Origin of the sequence: Bradyrhizobium sp. BEA-2-5 (genome assembly GCF_032918025.1) — a bacterium.
In the GTDB taxonomy this organism is placed as follows: Bacteria; Pseudomonadota; Alphaproteobacteria; order Rhizobiales; family Xanthobacteraceae; genus Bradyrhizobium; species Bradyrhizobium pachyrhizi.
On sequence record NZ_CP136629.1, the window covers coordinates 3,803,233 to 3,829,115 of the forward strand.

The window sequence follows — 25,883 nt, forward strand, 5'->3', positions numbered from 1 at the left end:
GCCCGAGGCCAGAGATCGCGTTCAATGAATTCCGTTCCGTTATTTGACATCAAGGCCGTTCCGAAGGCCGAGCTTCACGTGCATGTCGAGGGAACACTGGAGCCGGGCATGCTGCTCGATTTTGCCCGCCGGAATGATGTGGCGATCCCGTACCGCTCGATGAACGATATCCTCTCGGCGTATCGATTCTCCGATCTCCAGTTTTTTTTGGAGATCTACTGGGCCGGCCTGACCGTGCTTCGGACGGAGCGCGACTTCTATGAGTTGACGCGCGCGTACCTGACCCGTGCGCGGGAAGACAATGTCGTTCATGCGGAAATCTACGTCACCCCTGCCGACCATACCGAGCGTGGCGTGCCGTTCGATGCGGTCATGGACGGCATCAGCGCCGCTTATGCAGACGCGCGGTTGCAACGCGATATCACCGGAGGCGTGATCCTGTGCGTTCGCCGGCATAAGCCTGTTGAAGAGGCCTTCGCCGCCATCGAGGCGGCACGCCGCTGGCGCGACGGCGTGGTGGCGCTCGGACTTGGTGGGCCGGAAAAAGGCTACCCGCCCGGACCCTTCGACGAGGTCTTCGCCCGCGCCCGCGCGCTTGGCTGGAAGACGACTGCGCATGCCGGTGAGGAAGGGCCACCCGATTACGTAACCGAAGCGATCGACAGGCTGCGCGTCGACCGCATCGATCACGGCGTCCAATGCGAGGCCGATCCGGCACTGATGCGGCGCCTTGCCGACGAGGGGACGCCGCTCACGGTATGCCCGCTGTCGAATGTGGCGCTGCAGATCTTCCCCGATCTCCAACGTCACAATCTGCGCCGGCTGCTCCACGCCGGCCTCTGCGTCACGGTCAACTCCGACGACCCCGCGTATTTCGGAGGTCACGTCAACGAGAATTTCGTCCGCGCGGCAGCGGCGTTGGGCCTGACTGTCGAGGAGCAATTGAGCCTCGCCGACAACAGCCTCAAGGCTGCGTTCATGGATGAAACGCGGCGTCAGGACTATCGGCGCGTCATCAGGGACATCAGGGCGCCCCTCCACACCGGTCACCTGCATGACGACTGACACTTCCAGTCCCGGGCTCCGCGTCTGGTTCGCCGTCATCGTGCTCGGCGTTGCTTCGTTCACGATGGTCACGACCGAGTTCGCGCCGGTCGGGCTGTTGTCCCAGATCGCCCTCGACCTTGGTCGGGACCAGGCCGCGGTCGGGCTCACGGTCACGCTCTATGCCTGGATTGGCGCTGCGAGCGGCCTGTTGTCCGCCGTTCTGCTGCAGGGCTTTCCCCGCAAGCCGCTGCTCGTTGTTCTGATGCTGGTGCTGTCCGCGACCAACCTTGCGGCAATGCTCTCCGACGGTTTCACGGGGTTGTTACTGGCGCGGGCGGTCGGTGCTGTCGTTCACGGCTTCTTCTGGGCGATGGCGGCCGCGATCGCAACGCAGATTGCGCCGTCTCATCGCATGGGTGTTGCGACAGCGATCGTGTTCGGCGGAATCTCGATGGCAACCGTCGTCGGCGTGCCACTCGTCAACCTCATCGGACAGAACAACGGATGGCGCGCGGCATTCGGCGTGATCGGCGGGGTCGGATTGTGCACGTCCGTCCTGATGGTCGGGGTTCTTCCGCGGCTCCGGGCCGGATCGCCGGCGGGATGGCAAGCGCTGGCAGCGGTGATTTGCCGACAGGACCTGCGGAAAATCTATTCCGTAACGGCGTTCATGGCGGCGGCGAATTTCGCAGCCTACACGTTCATCGAACCCTTCCTCGGCGAGATCGCGGATGAGCCGCCTTTCATGATCGGTGTGATGCTGTTCGGTTTTGGCGGAGCAGGATTTGTCGGCAACATCCTGAGCGGCGTTCTGAGCGATCGCTTCATGACATCCGTCATCACGTGGGGACTGGTGGCCCTCGCGGGCGCGCTTGTCGGGCTTGGATGGTTCGGCCCGCAACTGGGGACCGGCACGGTCGTTACCTTGCTCGTTGTCTGGGGCGCCGCCGTCGCGGCGCTGTTCGCGGGCCTCCAGACCTGGATCTTGCGTGCGGCCGGTTCCATGGCAATGTCCGCGGCCGCTATCCACTCGGCCGTCATCAATTCGGCGATTGGCGTCGGAGCCATTCTTGGTGCCCGGATGCTGACTCTCTCGGATGTATCCGGAGTGATGCTGATGGCGGGAGCGATCGTCATCGTGCCGCTCCTGATCATGCGCGTGGGCCGAAGTTGCGAAACGTGATCCGCGATGGCGAAACACGTTGTGGGACGAAAGCCTGCGCCGCGTCGAACCAGGACCATAATCACGGATTATGCCCTCTCCATTCTGCTCGATGATCCCTGGAAGGACACTGCCATGACCGATCTCGTCACATGCCTCTGGTTCGATCAGGGCCGGGCGCGCGAAGCGGCGGAGTTTTATGCCGCGACGTTTCCCGACAGCCATGTCGGCGCGGGCCATCAATCTCCGATACCGGGCATCGGGCAGGGCGAGGAGCTGACGGTCGAGTTCACCGTGCTCGGCCGGCGCTTCGTGGGGCTGAACGGAGGCTCCAACTACACGCCGAACGAGGCGGTCAGTTTCATGGTGCTCACCGACAGCCAGGAGGAGACCGATCGCTACTGGAATGCGGTCACCGGCAATGGCGGCAAGGAATTGCCGTGCGGCTGGTGCCGGGATCGCTGGGGCTTTGCCTGGCAGATCACGCCGCGGCGGCTGCTCGAACTCGTCAACAGCGCCGATCGCGCCGCCGGCAAGCGCGCCATGGAGGCGATGATGACGATGAAGAATATCGACATCGCCGCGATCGAGCGCGCGGCGGCGGGGTAATCCGTCTGCCGGAATGATTTGGCCCGCGCTCGATAGTCAGGTGTCCGATCGAGCTGGCGTGTGCGGCACGCGGCCATCCGCGTCGCGGCATCCGCTCACCGTGACGGTCACCCCGGCGCAAACGCGGGATGTGCCTGGTGCCGTCGCGTGATACGAAATTCGCATTCGCAGCTCTGGAGCCAGCCCTGATGTCCGTCGCAGCCGCCGCCAATCAACCGCAAAATCTCACCGCCGCCGAATCCGATCCGCAAACGCTTGGCTGGATGCAGGGCTTTCCGCCACCGCAGGACAGGACCATCACCTTCCAGGATGGCTCGTTCCGCAGCTTCCCCGAACTGCGCTGGGCCTGGAGCAACATCCGCCAGCTGGTGCCGACGGTGAACGTCTGGCGCGGGGCAGGGCCCGCATCGGTGCTGCCGCGCGAGGATCATGATATTGGCGCGTCGGCATCGGTGACGATGGACGGCCGCCCGATGACCTTCGCGCGTATGCTCGAGGAAACCTATGCCGACGGCATCGCCGTGCTGCATCGGGGCAGGCTGATCTATGAGCGCTATTTCGGCGCGTTGCAGCCGTACAAGCCGCATATCGGGATGTCGGTGACGAAGTCGTTCACCGGCGTTCTCGCCGGCATTCTGGTCGCCGAGGGCAAGATCGATCCGCAGGCACAGGTCGCGGACTACGTGCCGGAGCTGAAGGCGAGCGCGTTCGGGGACGCGCGCGTGCACGAGGTCATGGATATGACCACGGGGCTTGCCTACACCGAGGTCTACACCGACATGAATTCGGACGTGTGGGGCCTGCGGCGCGCCAACGGCATGGCGCCGATTCCGCCCGACTATGACGGCCCGACCACCATCTTCGATTTCCTTGTGGCGCAGAAGAAGCAGGGCGAGCACGGCAAGGCCTTCGCCTACAAGACCGTCAACACCGACGTGCTGGCCTGGATCATCCGGCGCGCCAGCGGCATGACGCTGTCCGACCTGCTCTCCGAGCGCATCTGGCAGCCGATGGGTGCGGAGGAGGATGCGTATTATCACGTCGACCGGATCGGCACCGAGAGCGGCGGCGGCGGTCTCTCCACCACGCTGCGCGATCTCGCCCGCTTCGGCGAGACCATGCGCAATCACGGCCGCTTCAACGGCCGCCAGATCGTGCCGTCACAGGTGGTCGAGGACATCGCGCGCGGTGGCGACCCCGAGAAATTCAAGCCGGCCGGCTACACCACGTTGCCGGGCGCGTCCTATCGCAACCAATGGTGGGTCACGCACAACGCCCATGGCGCCTACATGGCGCGCGGCGTCTACGGCCAGGGCATCTACATCGATCCCAGGGCCGAGATGGTGATCGCCCGCTACGCCTCGCACCCGGCTGCCGGCAACGCGGCCAACGACCCTGTGACGCTGCCGGCTTACATGGCGCTGGCCAAGGATTTGATGGCGGGAGGGTGACGTCCGACTACGCGCGCGACAGCTTCTCGAACTTCTTGACCAGCCGCTCGCGCTTCAGCCGCGACAGCCGCTGGAGCCAGAACATGCCGTCGAGCTGATCGATCTCGTGCTGGTGGCACACCGCGCGCAGGCCGTCCGATTCCTCGTGTTGCATATTGCCATCGAGATCCTGATAGCTGATCCTCACCCGCGCATGGCGCTGCACCTCGTCGTTGACCCCAGGCATCGAGACACTGCCCTCGCGGTGCAGGATCATCTTGGGCGAGGCCCACGTGATCTCCGGATTGACGTAAGTGCGCGCGCCGTCCTTGGCGTCGAGCTCCAGCACCACGACCCGCAAGGGCACGCCGATATGCGGCGCGGTGATGCCGATGCCGGGCGCGGCACGCATGGTCTCGAGCAGGTCCTGCGCCAGTTCGCGCAGCGCCTCGTCGAACATGGTCACCGGCTCGGCCGGCAGTGCAAGCCGCGGATCGGGATAGCGCACGATGGGGCGAATGGTCATGCCCGTGTCTTAGGCCAGGGCATCGCGCCGGACAAGCTGATGCGGGCGCCGCGCGCGGAGCGCCGTTCAGAGATGCTTTTCGAAGAACAGGTCCGGATAGGGATCGTCGTTGAAGCGGGGGATCTCGCGCCAACCCGTGCTGCGATAGAGCTGACCGGCTTCGGGCAGCGCGCTGTTGGTGTCGAGCCGCAGCAGCGCGATGCCGAGTTCCCGCGCCGCGCTCTCGGCCGCATCCATCAGGCGGCGGCCGAGCCGCAATCCGCGCGCGGCAGGCGCCACCCACAGCCGCTTGATCTCGGCGAACCCGCTGCTGCCGCCCTTCAGCCCGACGCACCCGATCGGCAGGCCGTCCGACATCGCCACGATGAAGCTGCCGCGCGGCCGCACCATGTCCTTGGCCTCAGGGTCGCGCGACAACCTGACGTCAAAGCCTTTCTCGAAGCGCCGCGCCAGCTCGGCGTAATATTCGCCGAGGCAATAGCGCGCCTCGTCGCCGCGCGGATCCATCTCATCGAGGGCGGTGCCATCGCGGCCGAGCGCGGAGGCGATCAGGTCCATCGCCGCCAGCAGCGCCTCGCGCTGGCTGTGGTGGGAGAGAAAGTCCTTTGCCTGCCGGTTGGAGATCGCCTCATAGGCGTTGAACTCGCGCTTACCCGCCGCCGTCAGCCGCGCGATGCGGCGGCGCGCGTCGTCGCCATGCGCGGTGGTCTCGATCAGACCCTCGTCCTCGAGGCTGCGGAGCAGCCGACTCATCAATCCGGAATCGAGACCGAGATAGTCGCGGATTTCCGCAACGTCCGAGCGCCCGTGCCCGATCGCATTGAGCACGCGCGCCGCCCCAAGTGGCCGGCTGCGCCCGAGGAAGGAATTGTCGAGCGCACCGACGGCAGACGTGACGGCACGATTGAAGCGGCGGACGCGGGAGACGGCATCGAGCATAATGTCTGACTTTAGTCAGATATAGTCGCCGCGTCAATCGGCCGACGATCCGGACCGAATGGAGCCTTGTCGCCTAGTGCAGAGGCCATGCGATAGCGACGCGCATCAGCCTGGGACGCAGTGGCGCGAAGTCAGCCGCTGCGCCGTGTCGTGCCATTTCCGCGGTCACGCCGCAGCCATCCTGGCCTTGAGCACGTGCGGATCGACGAAGCCGCCAAAGCCGACCGCGATCCGGTTCCAGCCGTTGATGACGTTGATCAGCAAGGTCACCTTGACCTGCTCCTCCGGCGTGAAATGCGCCTTCAGCGTCTCGTAGGCCGCGACATGGGTATGCTGCTCACAGATCCGCGTCAGGGCTTCGGTCCAGCCGAGCGCGGCGCGCTCGCGATCAGTGTAGCAGGGCGCTTCGCGCCAGGCCGACAGCAGGTAGATGCGCTGCTCGGTCTCACCCTCATCGCGGGCGAATGTCGTGTGCAAATTGATGCAATTGGCGCAGCCGTTGATCTCCGAGGCGCGGATCTTCACGAGCTCGGCGAGCTTCGGCTCGAGGCTGGAGGAGATCGCGACCGACGCGTCGAACCAGATCTTCATGATCTTGGGGGCGGCGGCGAGCGGATCAAGTCTGACAGTCATGGTCGGTTTCCCTGGGTTGGTTGACGACATCATGACGAACGAGGAACGGCGAATGTGACATGCCGGCGCGATATTTTCATCCGCCGCGGCGCTACTGGGGCGCGAGATCGCTCGCCGCTTGCGGCAGTTCTTGCAGCAGCTCTGTTTCCCATTGCGAAGGATCCGTCAGGAACCGCGCGAGGTTGTCGAAACAATAATACCCGAACTCCGACTTTGATCGGGCGGCGGACGTCGCGGCTGCACGCGCCAGCAAACGCGCCGCATACTGCTTCGCCGTCATCAGGCTCGCCGCGTGCTCGGCCATCTTCGCCATTCGCCAGAGCGCCGAGTGATCGATGGCATTGCCGAGATCGCCGAAATAGAACCCTTCCGCGAGCTCCAGGCGAGCGCTGGCACTGCCCGCGTTCTCCAGCATCAACGGAGCGATCTTCTCGAAAAAGAAGCTCTCGTGATCGGTATCGACCAGCCCGTAGTAGCGCAGCAGGACATCGTTGCTGGTTTTGTCCACGCGCGCGAGGCACCATGCGGCGTAGCCGAACAGCGCGGTCGGAATCTCGTCTCCGTAAGGATCGTACCAGGCGCTGGCATGCGGTCCGATGTGCGTGCATACCGCGTCGATCAGCCTTCGGATCGCAGGCGCGGCGCGGGGGCAGTGCTTCGCAACATGCGAGAAGAACTTCTTCTCGTTGAGCCGCTTGCCATCGAAACGGAACACTGCCTGCAGGTGGTTGTCGTGAGGGCGCTCATTGATATCGGGGCTGATTTGCGCCGTGAGCGCATCGATGGCCGCGATACAATCGGGCTCGCTCATCGAGGCGAGATCGACGGCGTAGGTGCTGAACCGCTTGGCGAGCGTCTCGGCCTTCTTGGCCAGCGCGGCATCCTTGTCCTCTTCTTGCGGCTCGGGTGGCGCGGGCCTGAAATGATCGTCGGTTACGGGCACCACCCGGACGCGGTGTACCGGATCGCCCGGCGCGCCGGAGACCGTCACGATCCCCTCGGTGAACCGGATATCGAGGCGACGGTCCGGCAGGGGCGTCGCCTTCGACCAGCCGCGGGCGCGCGCCAACCAGGGACGGTCGTCCATCCCGAACCGCTCCAGCATGATCTTTGGCGAGACCGTTCCGTCCACGCCGACGCAGGCGACGAAGTCATTTCGCCTCAGCCAGAAGGCCAGACTATCGGGTTGCCAGCCAATCACGTCCCGCTCGGAAAGCTCGAAGTCGCGCAGATTGCTGCTGACGTTGGCGTAGTGGGTGTTCGGATCCGGCCACAGATCGGGGTGCGATTTCGCGTTGATCTCGTTGGTCGTCAGCGTGGCCTCGCGATCGAGCAACTGTGACACCTTGCGGTAGATCTCGCCTCGCCGAGGCGGCAATCCCTGCTTCCGCCTGTCGAGATCGAGCTGGGTCGTGTCGGGCAACCCTTCCGCCTGCATCCACATCGGCGCGACGGAGTGCAGCCGCCGCAGCGGAAATGCCTGCCAGATCTCGACGGCAAAGCTGAAATATTCCCGCTGCGCCGTGGTGTCTCTACCCAGCAACCGGGAGACGAGCGAGCTCTCCTCGGTAATCATGGGAAGCCGGGAATTGTCGGCGCGCAGCCAATAGCGGCCGCACGGGCTCGAGCGGATCAGGAACGACCTGGCACGCGATCCCTCGCAGCTCGACACATTGTAAGCGCCGGTCTGCGGATCAATGCGCAGCAGCAGCGCGATAATTCCATTGTCATGCCGGAACGCCGAAACCAGAATCCGGCCAGCCTGGTCCAGAACCGGCGGGCACAGCGAGTTGCCGCTCGGCATGTCCAGAACCGAGCGGACGATCGCCCTGCGCTCGAGGTCGATGACATGCAGGTCAGTCGCGTTCGCGGCGTGATAAAGCACGAGATAGACGAACCGGCCATCCTTGCTCTGGAGAAATCCGTAACTCAGATAGTCGTCGCGCGCGTCCTTTCCGTCGTGGCCGCGCGCCCAGGGCGTTTGCAGCCGATCGACGAGCCGGCGATGCGCCAAATCATAGAAGGCGAATCCCGCGTCGGTGTTGAAGAACCACGCGATTGCGTCCGGCAGCAGCCCGGCATTCCGCGCGGGCCGCTGGCCGAGGGCAGGACGCATGATCCAGTCATCCTGGCCGTCGACCTGGATTGCGAAGTACTCGGTATTGCGGATTTTGCGGATGGAGTTCACGATCGGGTAACCCTGCGAAGCCGCCTCGTCGTCCCGGGTTGCTTCTTTATATGCGAGCCGGACAACGTCCGATTAATGCGATCGGGAAACATGCGGTTGACCAGCCGGCGACCGGCGGCGGGAGGACACTTGCCGCATGTATCTTGCTGTGCGCCGACGAGCCGGTTAGGCGCGCGCCAGGACCAGCACGTTGCCGGCAAGGATCGCGGCGGCGCCGGCGAGCACAGGCCAGCCCAGCGCAAGGTGCTCGAACAGGGCGGACAGCACGAGCGCGACGAGCGGCACCAATGCGAGCGTATAGGCCGCGCGGCCGGGACCGAGCCGGCGCACCAGCTCGAAATAGAGCATGAAGGTGATGCAGGACGCGGCGATCGCGAGATAGAGGAAGCTCGCCACGTAGGAGGGCGAGATGTCGGCCGCAAACGGCGTGCCCGTCGCGACGGCCCACAGCGCGCTCGCCGTCGCGCCGACGAACGCGCCCCAGCCGAGCACGGAGACGACGGGCAGTCCGGCGCGCTGGTTGCGTGCACCGACCGTTGTCCCGGCGCCGGTTGCGATGGCCGCGGTGAGCGCCCAGACGAATCCCGCAAGCGGCGCGGCGCCGTGCGCGGCGGCGCCGGGCAGGAAGATGATCGCCAGTCCAAGGATGCCGCACAGCGCGCCCGATACGAAGCCGGAGGAGATCGGAACGCCGAGTGCGGCGCGCGCGAGCACGGCCGCGAACAGCGACGATGTCGACAAGACGAGTGCCGCAAGCCCGCTCGGCATCCGTGCGGTCGCCTCATAGAAGGCGATGAAGGCAATGGCGAAGAACAGCAGGCCCTGCAACACGACCGCCGGCCGGTCCTTTCGCGGGATCGCGAGCGGCACGCCGCGCAGCCGTCCGTAGCCGAGCAGGATGACGCCCGCGAGCACCATGCGCAGCGCGACCGACCACGGCGCGGGCGTTACGCCGGCCTGCATCGCCGTTGCCAGCGCGCCGCCGCCCCAGAGCAGCGCGGTCAGCGCGAACAGCAGGACTGTCATGGCGTGCCGGCGTCGTCGCGCAGTGCGCGCCAGCCGCCGGCATCGATCCGCGCGCTTTCCCCCTCAAGCCGGGTGAGGGCGGAATCGAGCGTGACGCGTTCGCTCTCCGAGAGCCGCGCCAGCAGCCGCGTCTCGATCGCGCTGCCGAGTGCAGCGATCCGGTTGAACGCGGCCCGGCCGCTGCGGGTGATGCTAACGGCGGCAAAGCGCCGGTCGGACTTGCCGGAGCGTCGCACCGCGAAGCCGAGCTCTGTGAGCTGGCCGATGCCGCGGCTGACCGCGAACGGATCGAGCGCGCAGGCGCGGCGGATCTCGGAGGCGTTGGCCGCGTCGCGCTCGGCGATGACGGCGAGGATGCGCCAGCCGGCCTGGCTCAATCCGAACGTCTCGCCGTAGAAGCGCTCGAGCGGTCGGGCGACCTGCGCCGCGACCAGGAACAGGCGGTAGGGCAGCCAGGCACTGAGCTTCAGCCCGTCATCGGACGCAGGCGCGGTCTGTTTCATGGAATGAGAGGCTCGCACATATAATTGCAAAGTGCAAGCATATCGCAAATACTTATTGGATCGCATGCGTGAAAATCCCGACACACTTGTCACTCCCACTCACTGCTGCCGCGGCGCCAGATTGGGGCATGACCAACGGCGAACGGCGGGCGGCGATGGAACCGCGCTGGGATCCCGGAGTTCGTCCAAATCGGAGATGGAGAGACCATCATGAATAAATCAGCTGAAAGCGATCGCGGCGGCCTGACGGCGATGCAGACGCCGCCGGTGGTGTCACGGGAGGCGTGGGAGGCGGCGCGCCTCGAGATGCTGGTGAAGGAAAAGGCCCAGGTGCGGGCACGCGACGCGCTTGCGGCGGAGCGGCGGCGAATGCCCTGGATGGCGGTCGAGAAGCCGTATGTCTTCGAAGGACCGAACGGCAAGGCGAGCCTGCTCGACCTGTTCCAGGGCCGGCGGCAGCTGATCGTCTACCGCGCGTTCTTCGAGCCCGGCGTGTTCGGCTGGCCCGATCATGCCTGCCGCGGCTGCTCGCTCGGCGCCGATCAGGTCAGTCATCTCTCCCATCTGAACCAGCGCGACACCACGCTCGCTTACGCCTCGCGCGCACCGCAGGCGGACATCGCGCGGCTGAAGGCGCGGATGGAGTGGGACATGCCGTGGTACACGATCACCGACAGTTTTGACACCGACTTCGGCGTTGCCGAGTGGCACGGCCAGAACGTGTTCTACCGCGACGGCAACCGCATCTTTCGCACCTATTTCGTCAAGAGCCGGGGCGACGAGCAGATGGGTGGCACCTGGAACTATCTCGACATCACGCCGCTCGGCCGCCAGGAGGTGTGGGAGGACTCGCCGGAGGGCTATCCGCAGACGCCGACCTACAAATGGTGGAACTGGCACGACAATTACGAGGCCGAGGCCACGCCGAACGCAAAATGGGCGGCGGTGACCGATGCCGGCGAGGCCGCGTTCCGCAAGATCGCGGAGCAGGAGCGCAAGGCGACGTAAGGGGTAGAGCAGGGAGAACGCGCGGCGTGCTTTCAAGGGCTTCGGTTTTGATTGGATCAGAACCGAAGCTCTCGCTTCTTGTCTTGCCTGCCTTCTTGACGCGGACCGGCGTCCACCTCGCTCGACGCTCTAGCGGCCATTGTCCCTGGCCGAGAGCGCCTTCAGCGCCGACAAGGTCTGCCGCAGCCCGCGATCGAGGCGCTTGTCGCGGCGGATCACCACCGCGAGCCGGCGGTAGAGCTTTGGTGACAACGACCGGACGATCAGGTCGCGTTGCTTGGTCCTGGCGGGAACGGCCATGCCGGGCAGCACCGCGCAGCCCAGCCCGGCGCGCACCATCTCCTTGATCGCCTCGACGCTGCCGAGCGACATCAACGGCTTCAACGACACGCCGCCGCGGGCCAGCCACTCGTCCGCGGTGCGTCTGGTGTTGCCGCCCGGCTCGAACAGCAGCACCGACCTGGTCGCCAGCACCTCCGGCGTGATCCGCGCCGGCAGTTGCATGTCGCGGGGCGCGATCAGCACGAACTCGTCGTTCACGACCGGCGTGATCTCGAAGCTGCGCCCCGACGCCGGCAGCGTGACAAGCGCGATGTCGATGGTGTTGTCCTCGACCGCCCGGGCGATCTCCGCGGTGTTGCCAGTCGTGACCGTGATCTCCAGCGAGGGCAGCGCGGCGCGCAGTTCCTTCAGGATCGGCGGCAGCAGGAAGATGCAGGCGGTCGCACCGGTGCCGAGCCGCACGCGGCCTGCCGTTCCGGTCGTCTGCTGTGCAACGGCGTCGACCGCCGATGCCACCGCCGCATTGATCTGATGCGCGTGCGAGAGCAGCGCGACGCCGGCGGCGGTCGGTCTGGCCTTGCGTCCGACCCGCTCGATCAAGGTCGCATTGAGGCTGCGCTCGAGCTGGCGCACCTGCAGGCTCACCGCGGGCTGCGTGAGTTGCAGCCGCTCGGCCGCCGCCGAGAAGCTGCCGCAGTCGATCACGACGGCGAAGCTTTCGAGATAATCGAGGTTGAGGTTCTTCATCAAAGTATCTCTTATGCCGCGCATAAGCTGTCAAAGCTTCACTTATATAACGCCGGGGCGCATAGTCCGGCAAGCGACGGCTTCGGCAGACCGGGAGTGGGCTTTGTCCGGCCTCAAGTCCATTGGCGGTGTCATCGTCGAGCTGGGGCGCTATCTTGCGGTCTCGCCGCATTCGCGCATCCGCCGCAGGCAGGCGCTGCGCGAGCTCGACGATCGCCTGCTGGCCGATGTCGGACTGTCGCGCAGCGATGTCGAGATGAGCCCGTGGTGCCTGCAGCATGCACCGGCGCGTTGTCGAAGCACGGGCATAATGCCGCAAGACGAGGCAAGGATGAGAGACAACGAAGACACCGTGATCCGCGACGCCACAGAGGTCGACATGGCGGAGGTGCAGCGCATCTACGCGCACCACGTGCTCAACGGACTGGCGACCTTCGAGGAAGTGCCGCCGACACTCGACGAGATGCTCAGGCGCCGTGCCGCCGTGCTGGCCGCGGGGCTGCCGTATCTCGTGGCCGATATCGAGGGACGGGTGGCCGGCTACTCCTACGCGACGGCGTACCGGCCGCGGCCGGCCTATCGCAACACCATTGAAGACTCGGTCTACGTGTCGGAAGCCCTGCGTGGCCGCCGCGTCGGCGCGGCGCTGCTGCGGGCGCTGATTGAACGATCGGAGGCGGGACGCTGGCGGCAAATGATCGCGGTGATCGGTAACAGCGGCAACGCCGGATCGATCGCGCTGCACCGTCGCATGGGCTTCGAGACGGTGGGGACACTGAGGTCGGTGGGCTTCAAGCTCGGGCAATGGGTCGACACCGTGCTGATGCAGCGGCCGTTGGGGCCGGGCGCTTCCACGCTTCCGTCAGACAAGGAAACGGCCCGGTGATCGCACGCCGGGTCGTGATTGCCCTCGGGCTGGCTCAACTGATCTCGTGGGGCGCGACCTACTATCTGATCGGCGGGTTCGGCGAGCAGATCGCCGCGGATCTGGGCTGGAGCCGCGACATCGTCTACGGCGGATTTGCTGCGGCGCTCTTGGTCATGGGGGTGACGTCGCCCCTTGCGGGCAGGTGGGTGGACAGAAGCGGTGGCCGGCAGGTCATGGTCGCGGGCGCGGTGATCAACGCGCTCGGCTGCGCCGGTCTCGCGCTCTCGCACCAGATCGGCAGCTATTTCGCATCCTGGATCGTTCTTGGCCTCGGTATGCGGTTGACGCTGTACGATGCCGCCTTCGCGGCGCTGGCCCGGATCGGCGGGCCGGAGGCGCGCCGTGCGATGTCCGGGATCACCTTGCTTGGTGGCTTGGCCGCCACCGTGTTCTGGCCGCTCGGCCATACGCTCTCGGACCATTTCGGCTGGCGCATCGCGGTGCTGGCCTATGCCGGCATTGCGCTATTGACGATCCCGCTGCATCTGCTGATTCCGAACCAGCGATTTGCCGGCGTGCCGGGCTCTGCTGCGGTGGCATCGAGGCAACCGCGCGCGGCGGGGCGACGGCAGCTTGCGGCGGCGAGCGGGCTCTATGCCGTGATCATGACCGGCGCGAACTTCCTGAACGCCGGCATGTCCGCGCACATGATCGCGGTGCTCACCGGCCTCGGGCTCACCGTCACTGTTGCGGTCTGGATCGCAACGCTGCGGGGGATCGGGCAATCCGCCGCGCGTCTCTGCGAAGTCCTGTTCGGCGGACGGCTCGATCCGCTCGTGCTCAACCTGATGGCCTGCCTGATCATGCCGCTCTCCTTCATCGCCGGCCTGTTCAGCGGATCAGCGCGGGAGATGGGGGTCGCGTTTGCGCTGCTCTACGGCGCGTGCAACGGCATTCTGACCATCACCAGGGGGACGCTGCCGCTCATCCTGTTCGATCATCGCAGCTATGGCACGCTGGTCGGCCGGCTCATTGTCCCGAGTTTCATCCTGCCGGCGGCGGCGCCGCTGATCTATGCAATCATGATCGACCGGTTCGGCGATGCGAGCGCGCTCTATCTCTCCACCGGTCTCGCCCTGGTGACGCTGCTTGCCGCCATCCTGCTCAAGCTGCTGTTTCCGCCGCCGCTCGCGGCCGCGAAGCAATAGCCGTCGGCGGTGTCGATCTCAACGCGCCGCCGGCTCGCGCGGCAGCCACAGCGACAGCCAGCCACCGAGCGCCAGCAGCGCGACGTTGCAGCCGAGCGCGATCGTGAAGGCGTGCGCGTAGTCATCGGCCTGCGGATGCGGCCCGAGCAGGCTGTAGAAGATGCCGCCGATCATCGCGACGCCGAGTGCGGCGCCGATCTGGAAGGTCGAGATCATCATGCCCGATGCCAGCCCGGCATGGCGCGGATCGATGCTGCCGATCACGGCCTTGATCACCGAGGGCATCACGGTGCCGAAGCCAAGCCCGCCGCAGATCAGACCGAATTCGAGGCTTTGCGGAAGCGCGCCGCCGACCGACAGCATCACGACACCGAAGCCGACAACCTGAAGCGCAAAGCCCAGCGTCAGCGTGCGCGGGCCAAGCCATTGCATCACCAGCGACGACACCAGCGAGCTGACGAAGAAGCCGGCGGCAAAGGGCAGGGTGGCAAGGCCGGCTTCCAGCGGAGATTGGTGCAGGCCACTTTGCAGGTAGACCGCGAAGGTCAAATAGAAAGACGACAGCATGTAGAAGGCCAGCGCCATCACCAGCCCGATCACGAAATCGCTGTTGCGCAGCAGATGCAGCGCGACCAGCGGGTCGCCGCCTCGGGCTTCGAGGCGCGCTTCGTAGCGGACGAAAGCGGCGAGCATCAGCGGAGATGCCAGCAGCATCGCGACGATCCGGATAGGCCAGCCGGATTCCCGGCCCTCGATCAGCGGATAGACCAGAAGGCCAAGCGTGAGCGACAGCAGAATGACGCCCCCGACGTCAAGCCGCTGCGCATGCGCGGCGTGCGAGTCGGTCAAGAACAGCAGGCCGGCGACGAAGGCGGCGAGGCCGATCGGCACGTTGATCAGGAAGATGGCCTGCCAGGCCAGTCCGAACGGATGAGCCGAGACGAGTACGCCGCCCAGCAGCTGGCCGCAGATATTGGCAAGACCGAAGGTCGCGCCATAGAAGCCGAGCGCACGGCCCTGTTCGGCCGCCGGAAACAGCACGCGGATCGAGGCGAGCACCTGTGGGGCCATCACGGTGGCGGTGAGGCCCTGCAGGATCCGTCCGGCGACCAGCATGGCCGGTGACCACGCGATGCCGCACAGCACAGATGCGATCGTGAAGCCGGCGACGCCGGTCAGGAACATCTGCCGCCGCCCCAGGAGGTCGCCGAGCCGGCCGCCGGTGATCAGGAACACGGCGTAGGTCGCGGCATAGGCCGAGATCACGAACTGCACCTCGCTCGGGCTGGCGCCGAGATTGTCGCGAATGGCCGGCAGCGCGAGATTGACGACATTGAAATCGAGGATCGGCAGGAAGGCGCCGGTGAGCAGCACCGGCAGCGCCAGCCATCGCCGCGGGTCGACCGTCGCCGGCCGGGCGGCGTGCAATTGCAACGTCTCGGTGGTCTCGCTCGTCACCTGCCAGCTCCTCTCGGCAATCGCCGGCGCCCTCACGAGGGGTGTCGTCGGTTGAACGTCCGGGAAGATGGCCTGTCCGTTTGTGATAAGATATTATCCTGCCCTGCGAAGTGAGTTTGCAAAAATGCACAGTGTCCTCGACTGGAACGACCTTCGGCTAGTCCTTGCGGTCGCACGGGAAGGCAGCCTCTCGGGGGCGGCGCGCCAGCTCGGCGTCACGCATTCCACCGTGTTTCGCCGCCTCGGCACGATCGAGGATGCGATCGGAACGCGGCTGTTCGAGCGTTTCCGCGATGGTTACGCGCCGACGCCGGCGGGCGAGATCGCGGCGGCGTCGGCAACCCGGCTCGAGGACGAAGTGCTCGCGCTCGAGCGCAAGCTGGCGGGGCAGGACCTCAGGCCGTCGGGGCCGGTGCGGATCACGACGACGGACACGCTCGGCGCGGTACTGATGCGGCATCTGCCGGCGATGCGCGCCGCGCATCCGGAGATCCAGCCGGAGATCATCATCTCGAATGCGATGGCGAACCTGACGCGCCGCGAGGCCGAGATTGCGATCCGGCCGACGCCGGCACCATCCGAACTGCTGGTTGGACGGCGCATTGCCGATATTGCCCACGCGGTCTACGGATCGCGCGCCTATCTCGCCCGCCGCGTCGACAAGGATCTGTCGACGCACGACTGGATCGGGCTCGACGATGCGCTGGCGGGGACCGTCATCGCCGGCTGGATGCGCGAGAACGTGCGTTCGGCGCGGATCACCTGCCGGGTCGATGCGCTTCCGGCGCTGCGCGATGCCGCGGCGGCGGGACTGGGGCTTGCCCTGCTGCCCTGCTATGTCGCCGATGTCGCGCCCACGCTGCGCCGGGTAACGCCGAAAGCACTGGCGGAGCCGCGCTCGGCGCTGTGGCTATTGACCCATGATGATCTCAAGCGCACCGCGCGCATCCGCGCGACGCTCGATTTTCTCGCCAGGGCGCTCACCTCGGAGCGTGCGCTGTTCGAGGGAAAGCGCGCCGGAAGCACGCGTCGCTAGCCGGCCGGCGCGCAGATCGTTCAGGAGCCGACAACTTCCGTGACGGTTTGGATGTCCTCTGCCGCGCGATTCGCAGGCATCCGATGATGCTCGCGAAAGGCACCAACGATCGTCTTCAGTACCGCGCGCGATTTCGCATCTGACAGCGCCGACAGCAGCATGATCTCGGACGGCGGCAGGGCAGGCAGGCCGAGCCGCCGGCCGACCTCGATCGTCCCGGCCGGCGCGAGCCGGCGGGAGAATACCGAAGTAGCGAGGCCTGCGGCGACTGCGTCGGCGACGGCAAAGGACCCACAGCCGAGGAAGCTTTCCGTCCACGGGATGTCCGCCGCCGACAGCGCGCGCGTCGCGATGTTGAGCACGCCGCAGGACGGCGAGGAGGCGGCGAGCCGCAGCGGCTCGCCCGCGCGATGGACGAAGTCCGGCGTTGCGAACCAGCCGTAACGATCCGTCGCCAGCATCTCGCCGTCGCGGCGGTCGTCCTCGCGGCGGATGATGGCGGCATCGATCTCGCCGCGATCGAAGGCGTCGAGCAGGTCGCGGGAATCCTCGAGCCGGACTTCGATGGTGAGCGCCGGGTCGTGCGCATGCAGCCGCGCCAGCAAGGTCGGAACCTCCGCGCCTCCGACATGGGTGGCAATGCCGAGCGAGAAGCGACGCGGGCGCACGGGCGACAACGCCCCGACGGCGCGATCATGCGCGGCGAGCAATTCCTGCGCCGGGGCGAGGAAAGCTGCGCCCTGTGCCGACAGGCGCACCAGGCGCGGTGTCCGTTCGATCAGCCTGTGGCCGAGCTGGCTTTCCAGCCGCTTCAACTTGACGCTGATCGCGCCCTGCGTGGTGCCGAGCGTTTCGGCGGCGCGGGTAAAGCTCTTGAGATTGGCGATGGTCACGAATGTCTTCACGGCATCGACGTCGAGCGTGGTCATGTCAGTCATCCGGATTTGTTGTCTCTGAAATATCTAGTCATCCAATTCACCAATGCTCAAGCCATGACTAGCTTTGCGTTGTGAAGCGCCGTGGCCACCCGATTCCTGCCGCTGCTGCCTCAATACATCGTGAGTCGATCGATCGACGCTGCTGCCAGCACCCTGGCAACAGCGTGCGGTACGCCGTTGGCTTGCCACAACAAAAGGCCTGATCATGTCTACTGAACTGAGCCGCCGCGGCGTTGTCGTGCTGTCCGCCGTATGCCTTGCTTGCCTGATGTTCGGATTGGAGATTTCCAGCATCCCCGCGATCCTGCCGACGCTGGAGCGGGTGCTGCATGGCGACTTCAAGGCGCTGCAATGGATCATGAACGCCTACACGATCGCGGTCACCACCGTGCTGATGGCGATCGGGACGGTGGCGGACCGCTATGGTCGCAAGCGGATCTTCCTGGTCGCGATCGCGGCATTCGGCGTCACCTCGCTGATCTGCGGCGTTGCCTCGAGCGTCGAAATGCTGATTGTCGCCCGGTTCCTGCAGGGCCTCAGCGGCGGCGCGCTCTTGATCTGCCAGATCGCCGTGCTCTCGCACGAATTCCAGGCCGGCCGGGTGCGCGCCGTTGCCTGGGGCTGGTGGGGCGTCATCTTTGGCATCGGTCTCGGCTTCGGGCCGATCATCGGCGGCGCGGTTGTCGCGGTGCTGAGCTGGGAGTGGGTGTTCCTCGTCCACGTGTTGTTCGCGGCCGTCGCGTTCGTGCTCTCGATCGGCGGCGTGCATGAATCGAAGGACCCGAAGGCGAGCAGCCTCGACGTCGCCGGTATCGTGACGATGTCGCTCGCGGTGTTCTGTCTCGCCTTCTACATCACGCAGGGGCCGGATCTCGGCTTCGTCAGCTCGAGGGGGCTTGCGATCCTCGGCGTTTCAGCAGTGAGCTTCGCAGCGTTCATTATTGCCGAGAGAATCAGCCGGCGGCCGATGTTCGACTTTTCAGTGTTCCGGATCCCGGCTTTCTCCGGTTCGATCGTCGGCTCCGCGGCGATGAACCTCAGCTACTGGCCGTTCATGATCTATCTGCCGATCTGGTTCCACGCCGGCCTGGGCTATGACAGCGTGTCGGCGGGACTTGCCTTGCTCGCCTACACGCTACCGACGCTGGTGATGCCGCCGTTCGCCGAACGCCTGTCGCTGCGCTATCAGCCGGGCCTGATCATCCCGGTAGGGCTGTTCACCATCGGCGCCGGATTCATGCTGATGAAGTTCGGCAGCGCCGCCGCGCAGGCGACCTGGGCGACGATGCTGCCGGGCTGCTTGCTCGCCGGCATCGGTCTAGGCATCACCAACACGCCGGTCACCAACACGACGACCGGCTCGGTCTCGAGCGACCGCGCCGGCATGGCCTCGGGCATCGACATGAGCGCGCGGATGGTTTCGCTTTCGGTCAACATCGCGCTGATGGGCTTCATCCTGGCGAGCGGCGTGCTGGCGCATCTGAAGGCGGTGCTGCCGGCGCTCGACGGCGCGCAACTTCGCACCATCGCCGAGCGGATCGCTGCCGGCGACGTCGCATCGACGCCGGAGCTGACCGGCCCGGTCGTCCATCAGGCACTCGCGAGCGGCTTCGGCTGGGTGATGCTCTATGGCGGCATCGGGGTGTGGATCATGGCCGCGCTCAGCTTCCTGATCTTCAATGCGCGGCCGGTGCGGCAGGCCGAGGCTCACGGCACGAAGTGAACACGATGTCGCCGTGCCTGCCCAGGGGAGGGGCGGGCAGGCGGTACCGGTCACTTCACGAGGGTCAGCAGCGGCTTGTCCTTCTCGACGATGTAGGTCGCTAGCTCGCTGGCGGTGACGTCGCCGACATTCCTCGCCGCATGGACCGTGCCGGCAGGAATGAGCAGCACGTCGCCGGCCTTCAGGATCACCGGCGGCCTGCCGTCGACGTCGTATTCGAGCGTGCCGGCGAGCACGTAGATGATTTCTTCGCCCGGATGCGTATGGCGGCCGAATGCCTTGTCCGGCGCGATGTCGACACGCACCTGCACGGCTTCACGTCCGCCGACGCTGAGGTCGTGGCGCTGCAGGTCAGTTCGCGTGAAACCGGCCGGTTGCCGCGCCTGTGCGCTCGGTATGGTCAGGAGGCTGGCGGTGAACAAGGCCGTTCTTGCGAGCAGGCGCGTTGCCTTCATCAGCTTGCTGGTCATCTTGAACTCCAGGATTTGCTTGCGTCCTTGTCCGACCACGAGCCCGCAAGCGGCCGGCCCGCGTCGGAGATCGTCGTATGCTCGTTTCAAACGAGGGTGGTCGTGACATCGATGTTGCCGTGGACCGCCTTGGAGTAGGGGCAGATGCCGTGCGCGGCTTCGATCAGCTGCTGCGCAACCTCGCGCTCGACGCCGGGGACGTGGACGGTGAGGCGGGCGCTCAGGAAGAAGGCGCTGCCGGCTTGGTTCAGATCGATCTCGGCGTCGACCTCGGGCTCGCTCGCGAGCTTGACCTTGCGCTGACCGGCGGCGAGCTGGATCGCGCCGATGTAGCAGGCCGACCAGGCGGCCGCGAACAGGTTTTCCGCGGCAGGGTGCGGCTGCGGCAGCTTGACGTCGAGGAAGCCGTCGCGCGAGCGGGCGGCGCCATTCGGGCCGGCGGTGACGTGGGTCTTTCCGGTGACGAGAACCTTTGCATTGGCAGTCATGGCGAACTCCTTTCGGATGAATATAGATCGTATCCGATCTAATCGTGTACACGTCGAAATAGGCCTCGGGCTTGATCGTGTCAAGCACTTCCGATTTAATCGGATGCGATTTACATTGACCGAGACATCACAAACTCCGGAGACGCCCGTGACCCGCACCTCCAAGGCCGAGACCAAGGGCCGAAAACTCTCGAATTTTCTGTGCTTTGCGGTCTATTCGGCCAATCTGGCCTTCGGCCGCGCCTACAAGCCGATCCTGGATGCGGTCGGCCTGACCTACACCCAATACATCGCCATGGTGGCGCTGTCGGAAGAGGACGAGCAGACCGTCAGCGCGCTCGGCGAGAAGCTGTTCCTGGAATCCAACACGCTGACGCCGATCCTCAAGAAGCTCGAGCAGAGCGGCTATCTCAGCCGTACCCGCGATCCCGCCGATGAGCGGCAGGTTCGCGTGAGCCTGACGCCGGCCGGCCGACGCCTGCTCGACAAGGACATCAATGTGTCCCTGGTCGAAGCCACCGGGCTCGGAGACGAATTTCCCGTCGTGCAGAAGACCGTCGCGAGGCTGCGCGACAATCTGCTGCGCAACACACGCGCCGATCCGAAGAAGGGCTGATCCTGCGGGCCAAACCCGATCCTGAATTTGCTCTAGCCAACGAGTTCAGGAACTGCGGGTCGCGACGCGCTCGTCCCGCTTCGATCCGATCCGAGGTGCACGGGCCCTGGCAATTTGATGCGGACAAGAAGGCCGTGCGGCGCGTTGTCGTGCAGGGACAGCTCGCCGCCATGCCCGCACACCATGGCCTGCGCGATCGAAAGGCCAAGTCCGAAGCCGCTTGTCTCGTCCATGGTGCGGGCCTCGTCGCCCCGGACGAACGGCTTCAGCATTTCGGCCCGGCGGTGCTCCGGAATCCCCGGACCGTCGTCCGAGACATCGATGGTGACCTGATTGGCTGACGCACCCAGCCGGATGTCGACTTCGCTACCGAACCTCAGGGCATTCTCCACCAGGTTGGTCACGGTGCGGCTGATCTCGCTCGGGCGGATCAGGAGCGAAGCCCTGGCCGGGCCCTGGTAGCGCACGACGTGGCCGCAATCGGAGAACTGCTCGCAGATCGTCTGCAGCAGGGCGGCGACGTTCACCAGCGTCGGCTTCGCCGCGCTGCCGCCGCTCAGGAATGACAGCACGGATTCCAGCATCGCCTGCATCTGGTCGAGGTCGTGCAGGGTCTCTGCGCGCTGGGCATCGCTTTCGATATATTCGGACCTCAGCCGCAGCCGGGTGATCGGCGTGCGCAGGTCGTGACTGATGGCGGCGAGCATGCGCGTGCGGTCATTCATCAACGTGGTGATGCGTTCGCGCATGCGATTGAGCGCGACCGCTGCGGCGCGGATTTCCTCCGGGCCAGTCTCCGGCAGCGGCGCGGCCGCCTGGCTGATGCTGAAATTCTCGGCGGCGCGGGCAAAGGCGGAGAGCGGCGCGCTGAGCGCGCGGCCGGCCCAGACGCCGAGCAGCGTCACGCTTGCCACCAGGAACAGGAGCGTGCTCGTCCAGAACCCGCCGAAGAACGGCGGCATTTTCATCGGGCCGATCGTCGCTTCGAACAGCGCTCCGTCCGGCAACCGAACCGCCGCCGGCGCGGTCTTCGAGGAAAACTCGTCGATATCGTCGGCGCCGGGCCGCTCTGACGAAGCACCGTCGGACGAGTCCGGACCTGCGTCGCGCAATGTGAGGTGCAGCCGAGGAAAGGCTCGATCGGCCGCGCGCAACAACGTTGCGCGATCGGCCGCAGGGGCCTCGGCCAGAAGCTTGGCAACCAGCTGGAACTGATGGATTGGCCTGTCCGCGAACGATCTCGGCTTCTGGCTGATGAAATAGAGCCCGATCAGCGCATGGATGAGCACCAGCGACAGCAGGATCAGCGCGGCGATCTGGCCACTGATCCGGTGGAAGCTGAAAAGCGCGGCAATCCTGCGTGTCCAGCTCATGCGTCCTCCACATGCGGCGTGAAGATGTAGCCGCCGGTGCGCACCGTCCGGATCACCGACGATCCTTCGCTCGTATCGAGCTTGCGGCGCAACCGGCTGACCAGCACGTCGATGCTGCGGCCGAACGGACTGGCCGGCCGGCTGCGCGTCATGGTCAGGAGGCCATCCCGCGTCAGGATCCTGCCCGGCCGCTCGCAGAACACCTGCAGCAGGTCGAACTCCGCGCTGGTCAACGGGACCTGGGCGCCGTCGGGATCGCGCAATTCGCGCAGGCGAAGATCGATGGTCCAGTCCTGGAAGCGCAGGCGCGCGGCGCTCTGGCCCGAGCGCCCGGCAAGGCCGGCCTGGGCCTGCCGGCGCAGCACGGCGTTGATCCGTGCCACCAACTCGCGCGGATTGAACGGCTTGGCGAGATAATCATCCGCGCCCATCTCGAGCCCGAGGATCCGGTCGAGGTCCTCGCCCTTTGCCGTGAGCATGATGATCGGGATCGTCGAGTCGCCGCGCAGGCGGCGACACAGGGTTAGTCCATCCTCTCCGGGCAGCATCAGATCGAGGACGACGAGATCGAGCGAATGCCCGGCAAGGTAACGATCCATTTCCCTGCCGTTCGAGGCGGTGGCCACCAGGCAGGATTGGTCGCGCAGGTAGCGGGCAATCAGGTCTCTGGTCTGCAGATCGTCTTCGACGACCAGGATCTTCGGAGTGTTTGCAAGCATGATCCGCGACGGGCCCTCATCATAAGGTCATTGGCGCGCGTTCCGACGCGCTCAGCCACCAATCGACCAGCATACGCGTCGCTTGTGGGCGGCATTGCGCCTTTTCGTAAGCATAGTGTTTCTGAACTGTAAGCGTCGCTCGCAGCCCGAAACAATCGGCGATGCCGGCCGCGTCGCACCGCGCTCACAGTCCCAAACCACTGGAAATAATCCCGCAATCCTGCAGCCACACCGCAGCCATCACCATCCCGTCACAACGGGGGGCTTGTTCGCGAGGTGTGGAATGAAGACGTGGCGGGGCTTTGTCGCGGCAATCGTGCTGTCGGCCTTTTCGATCCCGGGGACGCCGGTGACATGGCCGTTGTTGGCTCCGGTGGCGGCCCAATCGGTCGATGCGATTACGGTCGAAGGCAACCGGCGGGTCGAGGCGGAGACCATCCGCTCCTATTTCAGGCCGGGGCCCGGCGGCCATCTCGATCAGGCTGCCATTGACGATGGCCTCAAGGAGTTGGTCGGGACCGGATTGTTCCAGGACGTCAAGATCAATCAGGCGGGCGGCAGGATCGTCGTTTCGGTGATCGAGAATCCGGTGATCGGGCGCCTCGCCTTCGAGGGCAACAAGAAGATCAAGGACGAGCAGCTCTCGACCGAAATGCAGTCCAAGCCGCGGGGTACCCTGTCGCGGCCGATGGTGCAGTCGGATGCGCTGCGGATCGCCGAGATTTATCGGCGCTCAGGCCGCTACGACGTGCACGTCACGCCGGAAATCATCGAACGCTCGAACAACCGCGTCGATCTCGTCTTCACCGTCGACGAGGGAGCGAAGACCGGCATCAAGACCATCGAGTTCATGGGCAACAACAGTTTTTCGGCGGCGCGCCTGAAGGACGTGATCAAGACCCATGAGACGAACTTCCTGAGCTTTCTCGGCAACGCCGACATCTACGACCCGGATCGGGTCGAGGCCGATCGTGACCTGATCCGCCGCTTCTATCTGAAGCACGGCTACGCGGACGTCCAGGTCGTGGCTGCACTCGCCGAGTATGATCCGGAGCGTAAGGGCTTTCAGGTGACGTTCAAGATCGATGAGGGGCAGCAATACCGCGTTGCGACGGTCAGTTTCCGCTCGAACATTGCGGGCTTCGATCCGACGACGCTGCGTTCATTGTCGCGCGTCAGCGAAGGCTCGCTCTACAATGTCGAGGCGGTCGAGAAGTCGGTCGAGGACATGCAGATCGAAGCGTCGCGCCGCGGCTACGCCTTCGCGGTGGTCCGTCCGGACGGCGCCCGGAATTTCGAGGCCCACACGGTGGGGATCGTGTTTCGCGTGGAGGAGGGGCCGCGCACCTATATCGAGCGGATCGATATTCGCGGCAACGGCCGCACCCGAGACTACGTGATCCGGCGTGAGTTCGATCTCTCCGAGGGCGATGCGTATAACCGTGCGCTGGTCGATCGCGCCGAGCGGCGGCTGAAGAATCTGGACTACTTCAAGAGCGTCAAGATCACCACCGAGCCTGGCTCGACGAGCGATCGCGTCGTTCTGATCGTCAACCTGGAGGAAAAGTCGACCGGCGATTTCTCCGTGTCGGGCGGTTATTCCACGACGGACGGCGCGCTTGCCGAGGTCAGCGTCTCGGAGCGAAATCTGCTCGGCCGTGGCCTGTTCGCCAAGGCGACGGTCAGCTACGGCCAGTACTCGCGCGGCCTGTCGCTCTCCTTCGTCGAGCCGTATTTGCTCGACTATCGCGTCGCGCTCGGGCTCGATGCGTATTACAAGGAGCAGCTGCCGACCGACTACACGACCTATGGCGTGAAGACGATCGGGTTCTCACCGCGGCTGGGCCTTGCCTTGCGCGAGGACCTGACCCTCCAGCTGCGGTATTCGCTCTATCAGCAGGAAATCTCACTCGATAGCGCCTACGCGAACTGCAACAACAATCCGTCCAACCCGTCGCTCGCGTTCAATCCGACGCCTGCCTACATCCAGAGTGTGCTCGGCGGCGTCGACCCCACGAACTCGGTCTCGTCAGGGCTGTATGGATATGGCTGCTACGGCGACGGAGAATCCACCCTGCCGGTGCGCAAGGAGTTGGCCGCCGGGGCGACCTGGACCTCGCAGCTCGGCTACACGCTCACCTACAACACGCTGGACAACAACAAGAACCCCACCGACGGTCTGCTCATCGACTTCCGGCAGGATTTCGCCGGCGTCGGCGGCGACGTCTCCTATCTGAAGACCGCGGTCGACGCGAAATACTATACGCCGCTGGTGTCCGACCTGATCGGACTGATTCACCTGCAGGGTGGCCTGCTCACCAAGGTCGGCGACAACGATCTGCGCATGGTGGACCATTTCCAGATGGGGCCGAATCTCGTGCGCGGCTTTGCCACCAACGGCATCGGGCCGCGCGACATCACCTATGCGAGCCTCGGCGCGGTCGGGGATGCGCTCGGCGGCACCAAATATTGGGGTGCGTCGATGGAGCTGCAGATGCCGTTTTGGTTCCTGCCCTCCGAGGTTGGGCTGAAGGGGGCTGTCTATGCGGACGCCGGCTCGCTCTGGGGTTACGAAGGCCCGACGTCGTGGGCCGCAACCGGCGAGGTGAATACGGCTGCTTGCAAATGCGGCCTCCAATACGACGATGGGAACGTGGTACGAACCTCCGTCGGCGTCGGCCTGATCTGGGCCTCGCCGTTCGGGCCACTGCGCTTCGACTATGCCGTGCCGTTGACGAAAGGCAAATACGACACGGTTCAGGAGTTCAGGTTTGGGGGCGGCACTTCGTTCTGAGCCGACAGTCGCTCCGCTTGCCGGACTGCGTCGCGGGTTGCGGCCGGCGTGACGCCTGCCATGCCGTCCTGCCGCTTGCGGCGGCCGGAGAA

24 protein-coding genes are annotated in these 25,883 nt (G+C 65.5%); 11 read left to right on the top strand and 13 right to left on the bottom strand.

Translation table 11 applies throughout. The features are described 5' to 3' along the window. Positions 1 to 24 precede the first annotated feature (24 nt). The 4 genes from RX327_RS17565 to RX327_RS17580 all read left to right on the top strand — a co-directional run bounded on the left by RX327_RS17565 (position 25) and on the right by RX327_RS17580 (position 4,269). Positions 25 to 1,065: an adenosine deaminase gene (locus RX327_RS17565; RefSeq protein ID WP_317250970.1), complete on the top strand. Its 1,041-nt coding sequence runs from the start codon at positions 25 to 27 to the stop codon at positions 1,063 to 1,065. Positions 1,066 to 1,105: 40 nt separating this feature from the next. Beyond that, a complete protein-coding gene (locus tag RX327_RS17570) occupies positions 1,106 to 2,230 on the top strand; it encodes an MFS transporter (protein ID WP_317250971.1) in 1,125 nt (374 codons plus the stop codon). A gap of 114 nt (positions 2,231 to 2,344) precedes the next feature. After that, positions 2,345 to 2,818, top strand: coding sequence for a VOC family protein (locus RX327_RS17575; protein ID WP_317250972.1), 474 nt, complete (start codon positions 2,345 to 2,347; stop codon positions 2,816 to 2,818). A gap of 188 nt (positions 2,819 to 3,006) precedes the next feature. Continuing rightward, positions 3,007 to 4,269 carry a serine hydrolase gene (locus RX327_RS17580; protein ID WP_317250973.1) on the top strand — a complete coding sequence of 421 codons (1,263 nt, stop codon included), beginning with the start codon at positions 3,007 to 3,009 and terminating at the stop codon, positions 4,267 to 4,269. A 7-nt stretch (positions 4,270 to 4,276) separates the two neighbouring features. Here RX327_RS17580 and RX327_RS17585 read toward each other — a convergent pair whose 3' ends face one another. The 6 genes from RX327_RS17585 to RX327_RS17610 all read right to left on the bottom strand — a co-directional run bounded on the left by RX327_RS17585 (position 4,277) and on the right by RX327_RS17610 (position 10,063). Continuing rightward, positions 4,277 to 4,774, bottom strand: a complete 498-nt coding sequence (locus RX327_RS17585; protein WP_317250974.1) for a peptide deformylase — start codon at positions 4,772 to 4,774, stop codon at positions 4,277 to 4,279. Between the two features lie 66 nt (positions 4,775 to 4,840). Next, positions 4,841 to 5,713: a bifunctional helix-turn-helix transcriptional regulator/GNAT family N-acetyltransferase gene (locus tag RX327_RS17590; RefSeq protein WP_317250975.1), complete on the bottom strand. Its 873-nt coding sequence runs from the start codon at positions 5,711 to 5,713 to the stop codon at positions 4,841 to 4,843. Between the two features lie 165 nt (positions 5,714 to 5,878). Next, the gene (locus RX327_RS17595; RefSeq protein ID WP_050386706.1) at positions 5,879 to 6,346 is read right to left on the bottom strand and encodes a carboxymuconolactone decarboxylase family protein; all 468 of its coding nucleotides are present in this window, start codon (positions 6,344 to 6,346) and stop codon (positions 5,879 to 5,881) included. A 91-nt stretch (positions 6,347 to 6,437) separates the two neighbouring features. After that, positions 6,438 to 8,534, bottom strand: coding sequence for a hypothetical protein (locus tag RX327_RS17600; RefSeq protein ID WP_050386705.1), 2,097 nt, complete (start codon positions 8,532 to 8,534; stop codon positions 6,438 to 6,440). Between the two features lie 165 nt (positions 8,535 to 8,699). Beyond that, the gene (locus RX327_RS17605; RefSeq protein ID WP_050386704.1) at positions 8,700 to 9,560 is read right to left on the bottom strand and encodes a DMT family transporter; all 861 of its coding nucleotides are present in this window, start codon (positions 9,558 to 9,560) and stop codon (positions 8,700 to 8,702) included. Next, a complete protein-coding gene (locus tag RX327_RS17610) occupies positions 9,557 to 10,063 on the bottom strand; it encodes a MarR family winged helix-turn-helix transcriptional regulator (RefSeq protein ID WP_050386703.1) in 507 nt (168 codons plus the stop codon). The genes RX327_RS17605 and RX327_RS17610 overlap by 4 nt, the downstream gene beginning before the upstream one ends. Before the next feature lie 210 nt (positions 10,064 to 10,273). On the opposite strand from RX327_RS17610, the gene RX327_RS17615 reads away from it, so the two are divergent. Further along, positions 10,274 to 11,071, top strand: a complete 798-nt coding sequence (locus RX327_RS17615) for a DUF899 domain-containing protein (protein ID WP_317250976.1) — start codon at positions 10,274 to 10,276, stop codon at positions 11,069 to 11,071. Between the two features lie 129 nt (positions 11,072 to 11,200). Here the strand turns inward: RX327_RS17615 and RX327_RS17620 are convergent, their stop codons facing one another. Further along, the gene (locus tag RX327_RS17620) at positions 11,201 to 12,100 is read right to left on the bottom strand and encodes a LysR family transcriptional regulator (protein WP_028335082.1); all 900 of its coding nucleotides are present in this window, start codon (positions 12,098 to 12,100) and stop codon (positions 11,201 to 11,203) included. 103 nt (positions 12,101 to 12,203) lie between these two features. On the opposite strand from RX327_RS17620, the gene RX327_RS17625 reads away from it, so the two are divergent. Beyond that, entirely contained in the window at positions 12,204 to 12,986 is a 783-nt protein-coding gene (locus tag RX327_RS17625; RefSeq protein WP_082190761.1) for a GNAT family N-acetyltransferase, read from the top strand. Beyond that, positions 12,983 to 14,176, top strand: a complete 1,194-nt coding sequence (locus RX327_RS17630; RefSeq protein WP_028335084.1) for an MFS transporter — start codon at positions 12,983 to 12,985, stop codon at positions 14,174 to 14,176. The genes RX327_RS17625 and RX327_RS17630 overlap by 4 nt, the downstream gene beginning before the upstream one ends. Before the next feature lie 18 nt (positions 14,177 to 14,194). Here the strand turns inward: RX327_RS17630 and RX327_RS17635 are convergent, their stop codons facing one another. Beyond that, the gene (locus tag RX327_RS17635) at positions 14,195 to 15,634 is read right to left on the bottom strand and encodes an MFS transporter (protein WP_063779973.1); all 1,440 of its coding nucleotides are present in this window, start codon (positions 15,632 to 15,634) and stop codon (positions 14,195 to 14,197) included. Positions 15,635 to 15,758: 124 nt separating this feature from the next. On the opposite strand from RX327_RS17635, the gene RX327_RS17640 reads away from it, so the two are divergent. Further along, the gene (locus RX327_RS17640) at positions 15,759 to 16,670 is read left to right on the top strand and encodes a LysR family transcriptional regulator (protein ID WP_050386701.1); all 912 of its coding nucleotides are present in this window, start codon (positions 15,759 to 15,761) and stop codon (positions 16,668 to 16,670) included. A 20-nt stretch (positions 16,671 to 16,690) separates the two neighbouring features. Here the strand turns inward: RX327_RS17640 and RX327_RS17645 are convergent, their stop codons facing one another. Next, the gene (locus RX327_RS17645; protein ID WP_317250977.1) at positions 16,691 to 17,599 is read right to left on the bottom strand and encodes a LysR family transcriptional regulator; all 909 of its coding nucleotides are present in this window, start codon (positions 17,597 to 17,599) and stop codon (positions 16,691 to 16,693) included. 214 nt (positions 17,600 to 17,813) lie between these two features. Here RX327_RS17645 and RX327_RS17650 point away from each other — a divergent pair, with 214 nt between their 5' ends. After that, the gene (locus RX327_RS17650; RefSeq protein WP_050386699.1) at positions 17,814 to 19,331 is read left to right on the top strand and encodes an MFS transporter; all 1,518 of its coding nucleotides are present in this window, start codon (positions 17,814 to 17,816) and stop codon (positions 19,329 to 19,331) included. A 50-nt stretch (positions 19,332 to 19,381) separates the two neighbouring features. On the opposite strand, the gene RX327_RS17655 is transcribed toward RX327_RS17650, so the two are convergent. Both RX327_RS17655 and RX327_RS17660 read right to left on the bottom strand, forming a co-directional pair. Beyond that, the gene (locus tag RX327_RS17655; RefSeq protein WP_317251275.1) at positions 19,382 to 19,786 is read right to left on the bottom strand and encodes a cupin domain-containing protein; all 405 of its coding nucleotides are present in this window, start codon (positions 19,784 to 19,786) and stop codon (positions 19,382 to 19,384) included. A 101-nt stretch (positions 19,787 to 19,887) separates the two neighbouring features. Further along, positions 19,888 to 20,289: an Ohr family peroxiredoxin gene (locus RX327_RS17660; RefSeq protein ID WP_050386698.1), complete on the bottom strand. Its 402-nt coding sequence runs from the start codon at positions 20,287 to 20,289 to the stop codon at positions 19,888 to 19,890. Positions 20,290 to 20,437: 148 nt separating this feature from the next. Here RX327_RS17660 and RX327_RS17665 point away from each other — a divergent pair, with 148 nt between their 5' ends. Beyond that, positions 20,438 to 20,905: a MarR family winged helix-turn-helix transcriptional regulator gene (locus tag RX327_RS17665; RefSeq protein ID WP_050386697.1), complete on the top strand. Its 468-nt coding sequence runs from the start codon at positions 20,438 to 20,440 to the stop codon at positions 20,903 to 20,905. 32 nt (positions 20,906 to 20,937) lie between these two features. On the opposite strand, the gene RX327_RS17670 is transcribed toward RX327_RS17665, so the two are convergent. Together RX327_RS17670 and RX327_RS17675 are read right to left on the bottom strand one after the other, a co-directional pair. Continuing rightward, positions 20,938 to 22,278 (bottom strand): ATP-binding protein, encoded by a 1,341-nt coding sequence (locus RX327_RS17670; protein WP_317250978.1) that lies wholly within the window; start codon positions 22,276 to 22,278, stop codon positions 20,938 to 20,940. Then, on the bottom strand, positions 22,275 to 22,997 hold the full coding sequence (locus RX327_RS17675; protein WP_317250979.1) for a response regulator: 723 nt from the start codon (positions 22,995 to 22,997) through the stop codon (positions 22,275 to 22,277). The genes RX327_RS17670 and RX327_RS17675 overlap by 4 nt, the downstream gene beginning before the upstream one ends. 283 nt (positions 22,998 to 23,280) lie before the next feature. Here RX327_RS17675 and bamA point away from each other — a divergent pair, with 283 nt between their 5' ends. Next, positions 23,281 to 25,791 (top strand): outer membrane protein assembly factor BamA, encoded by a 2,511-nt coding sequence (gene bamA / locus RX327_RS17680; RefSeq protein ID WP_317250980.1) that lies wholly within the window; start codon positions 23,281 to 23,283, stop codon positions 25,789 to 25,791. The last annotated feature ends 92 nt before the right edge of the window (positions 25,792 to 25,883 follow it).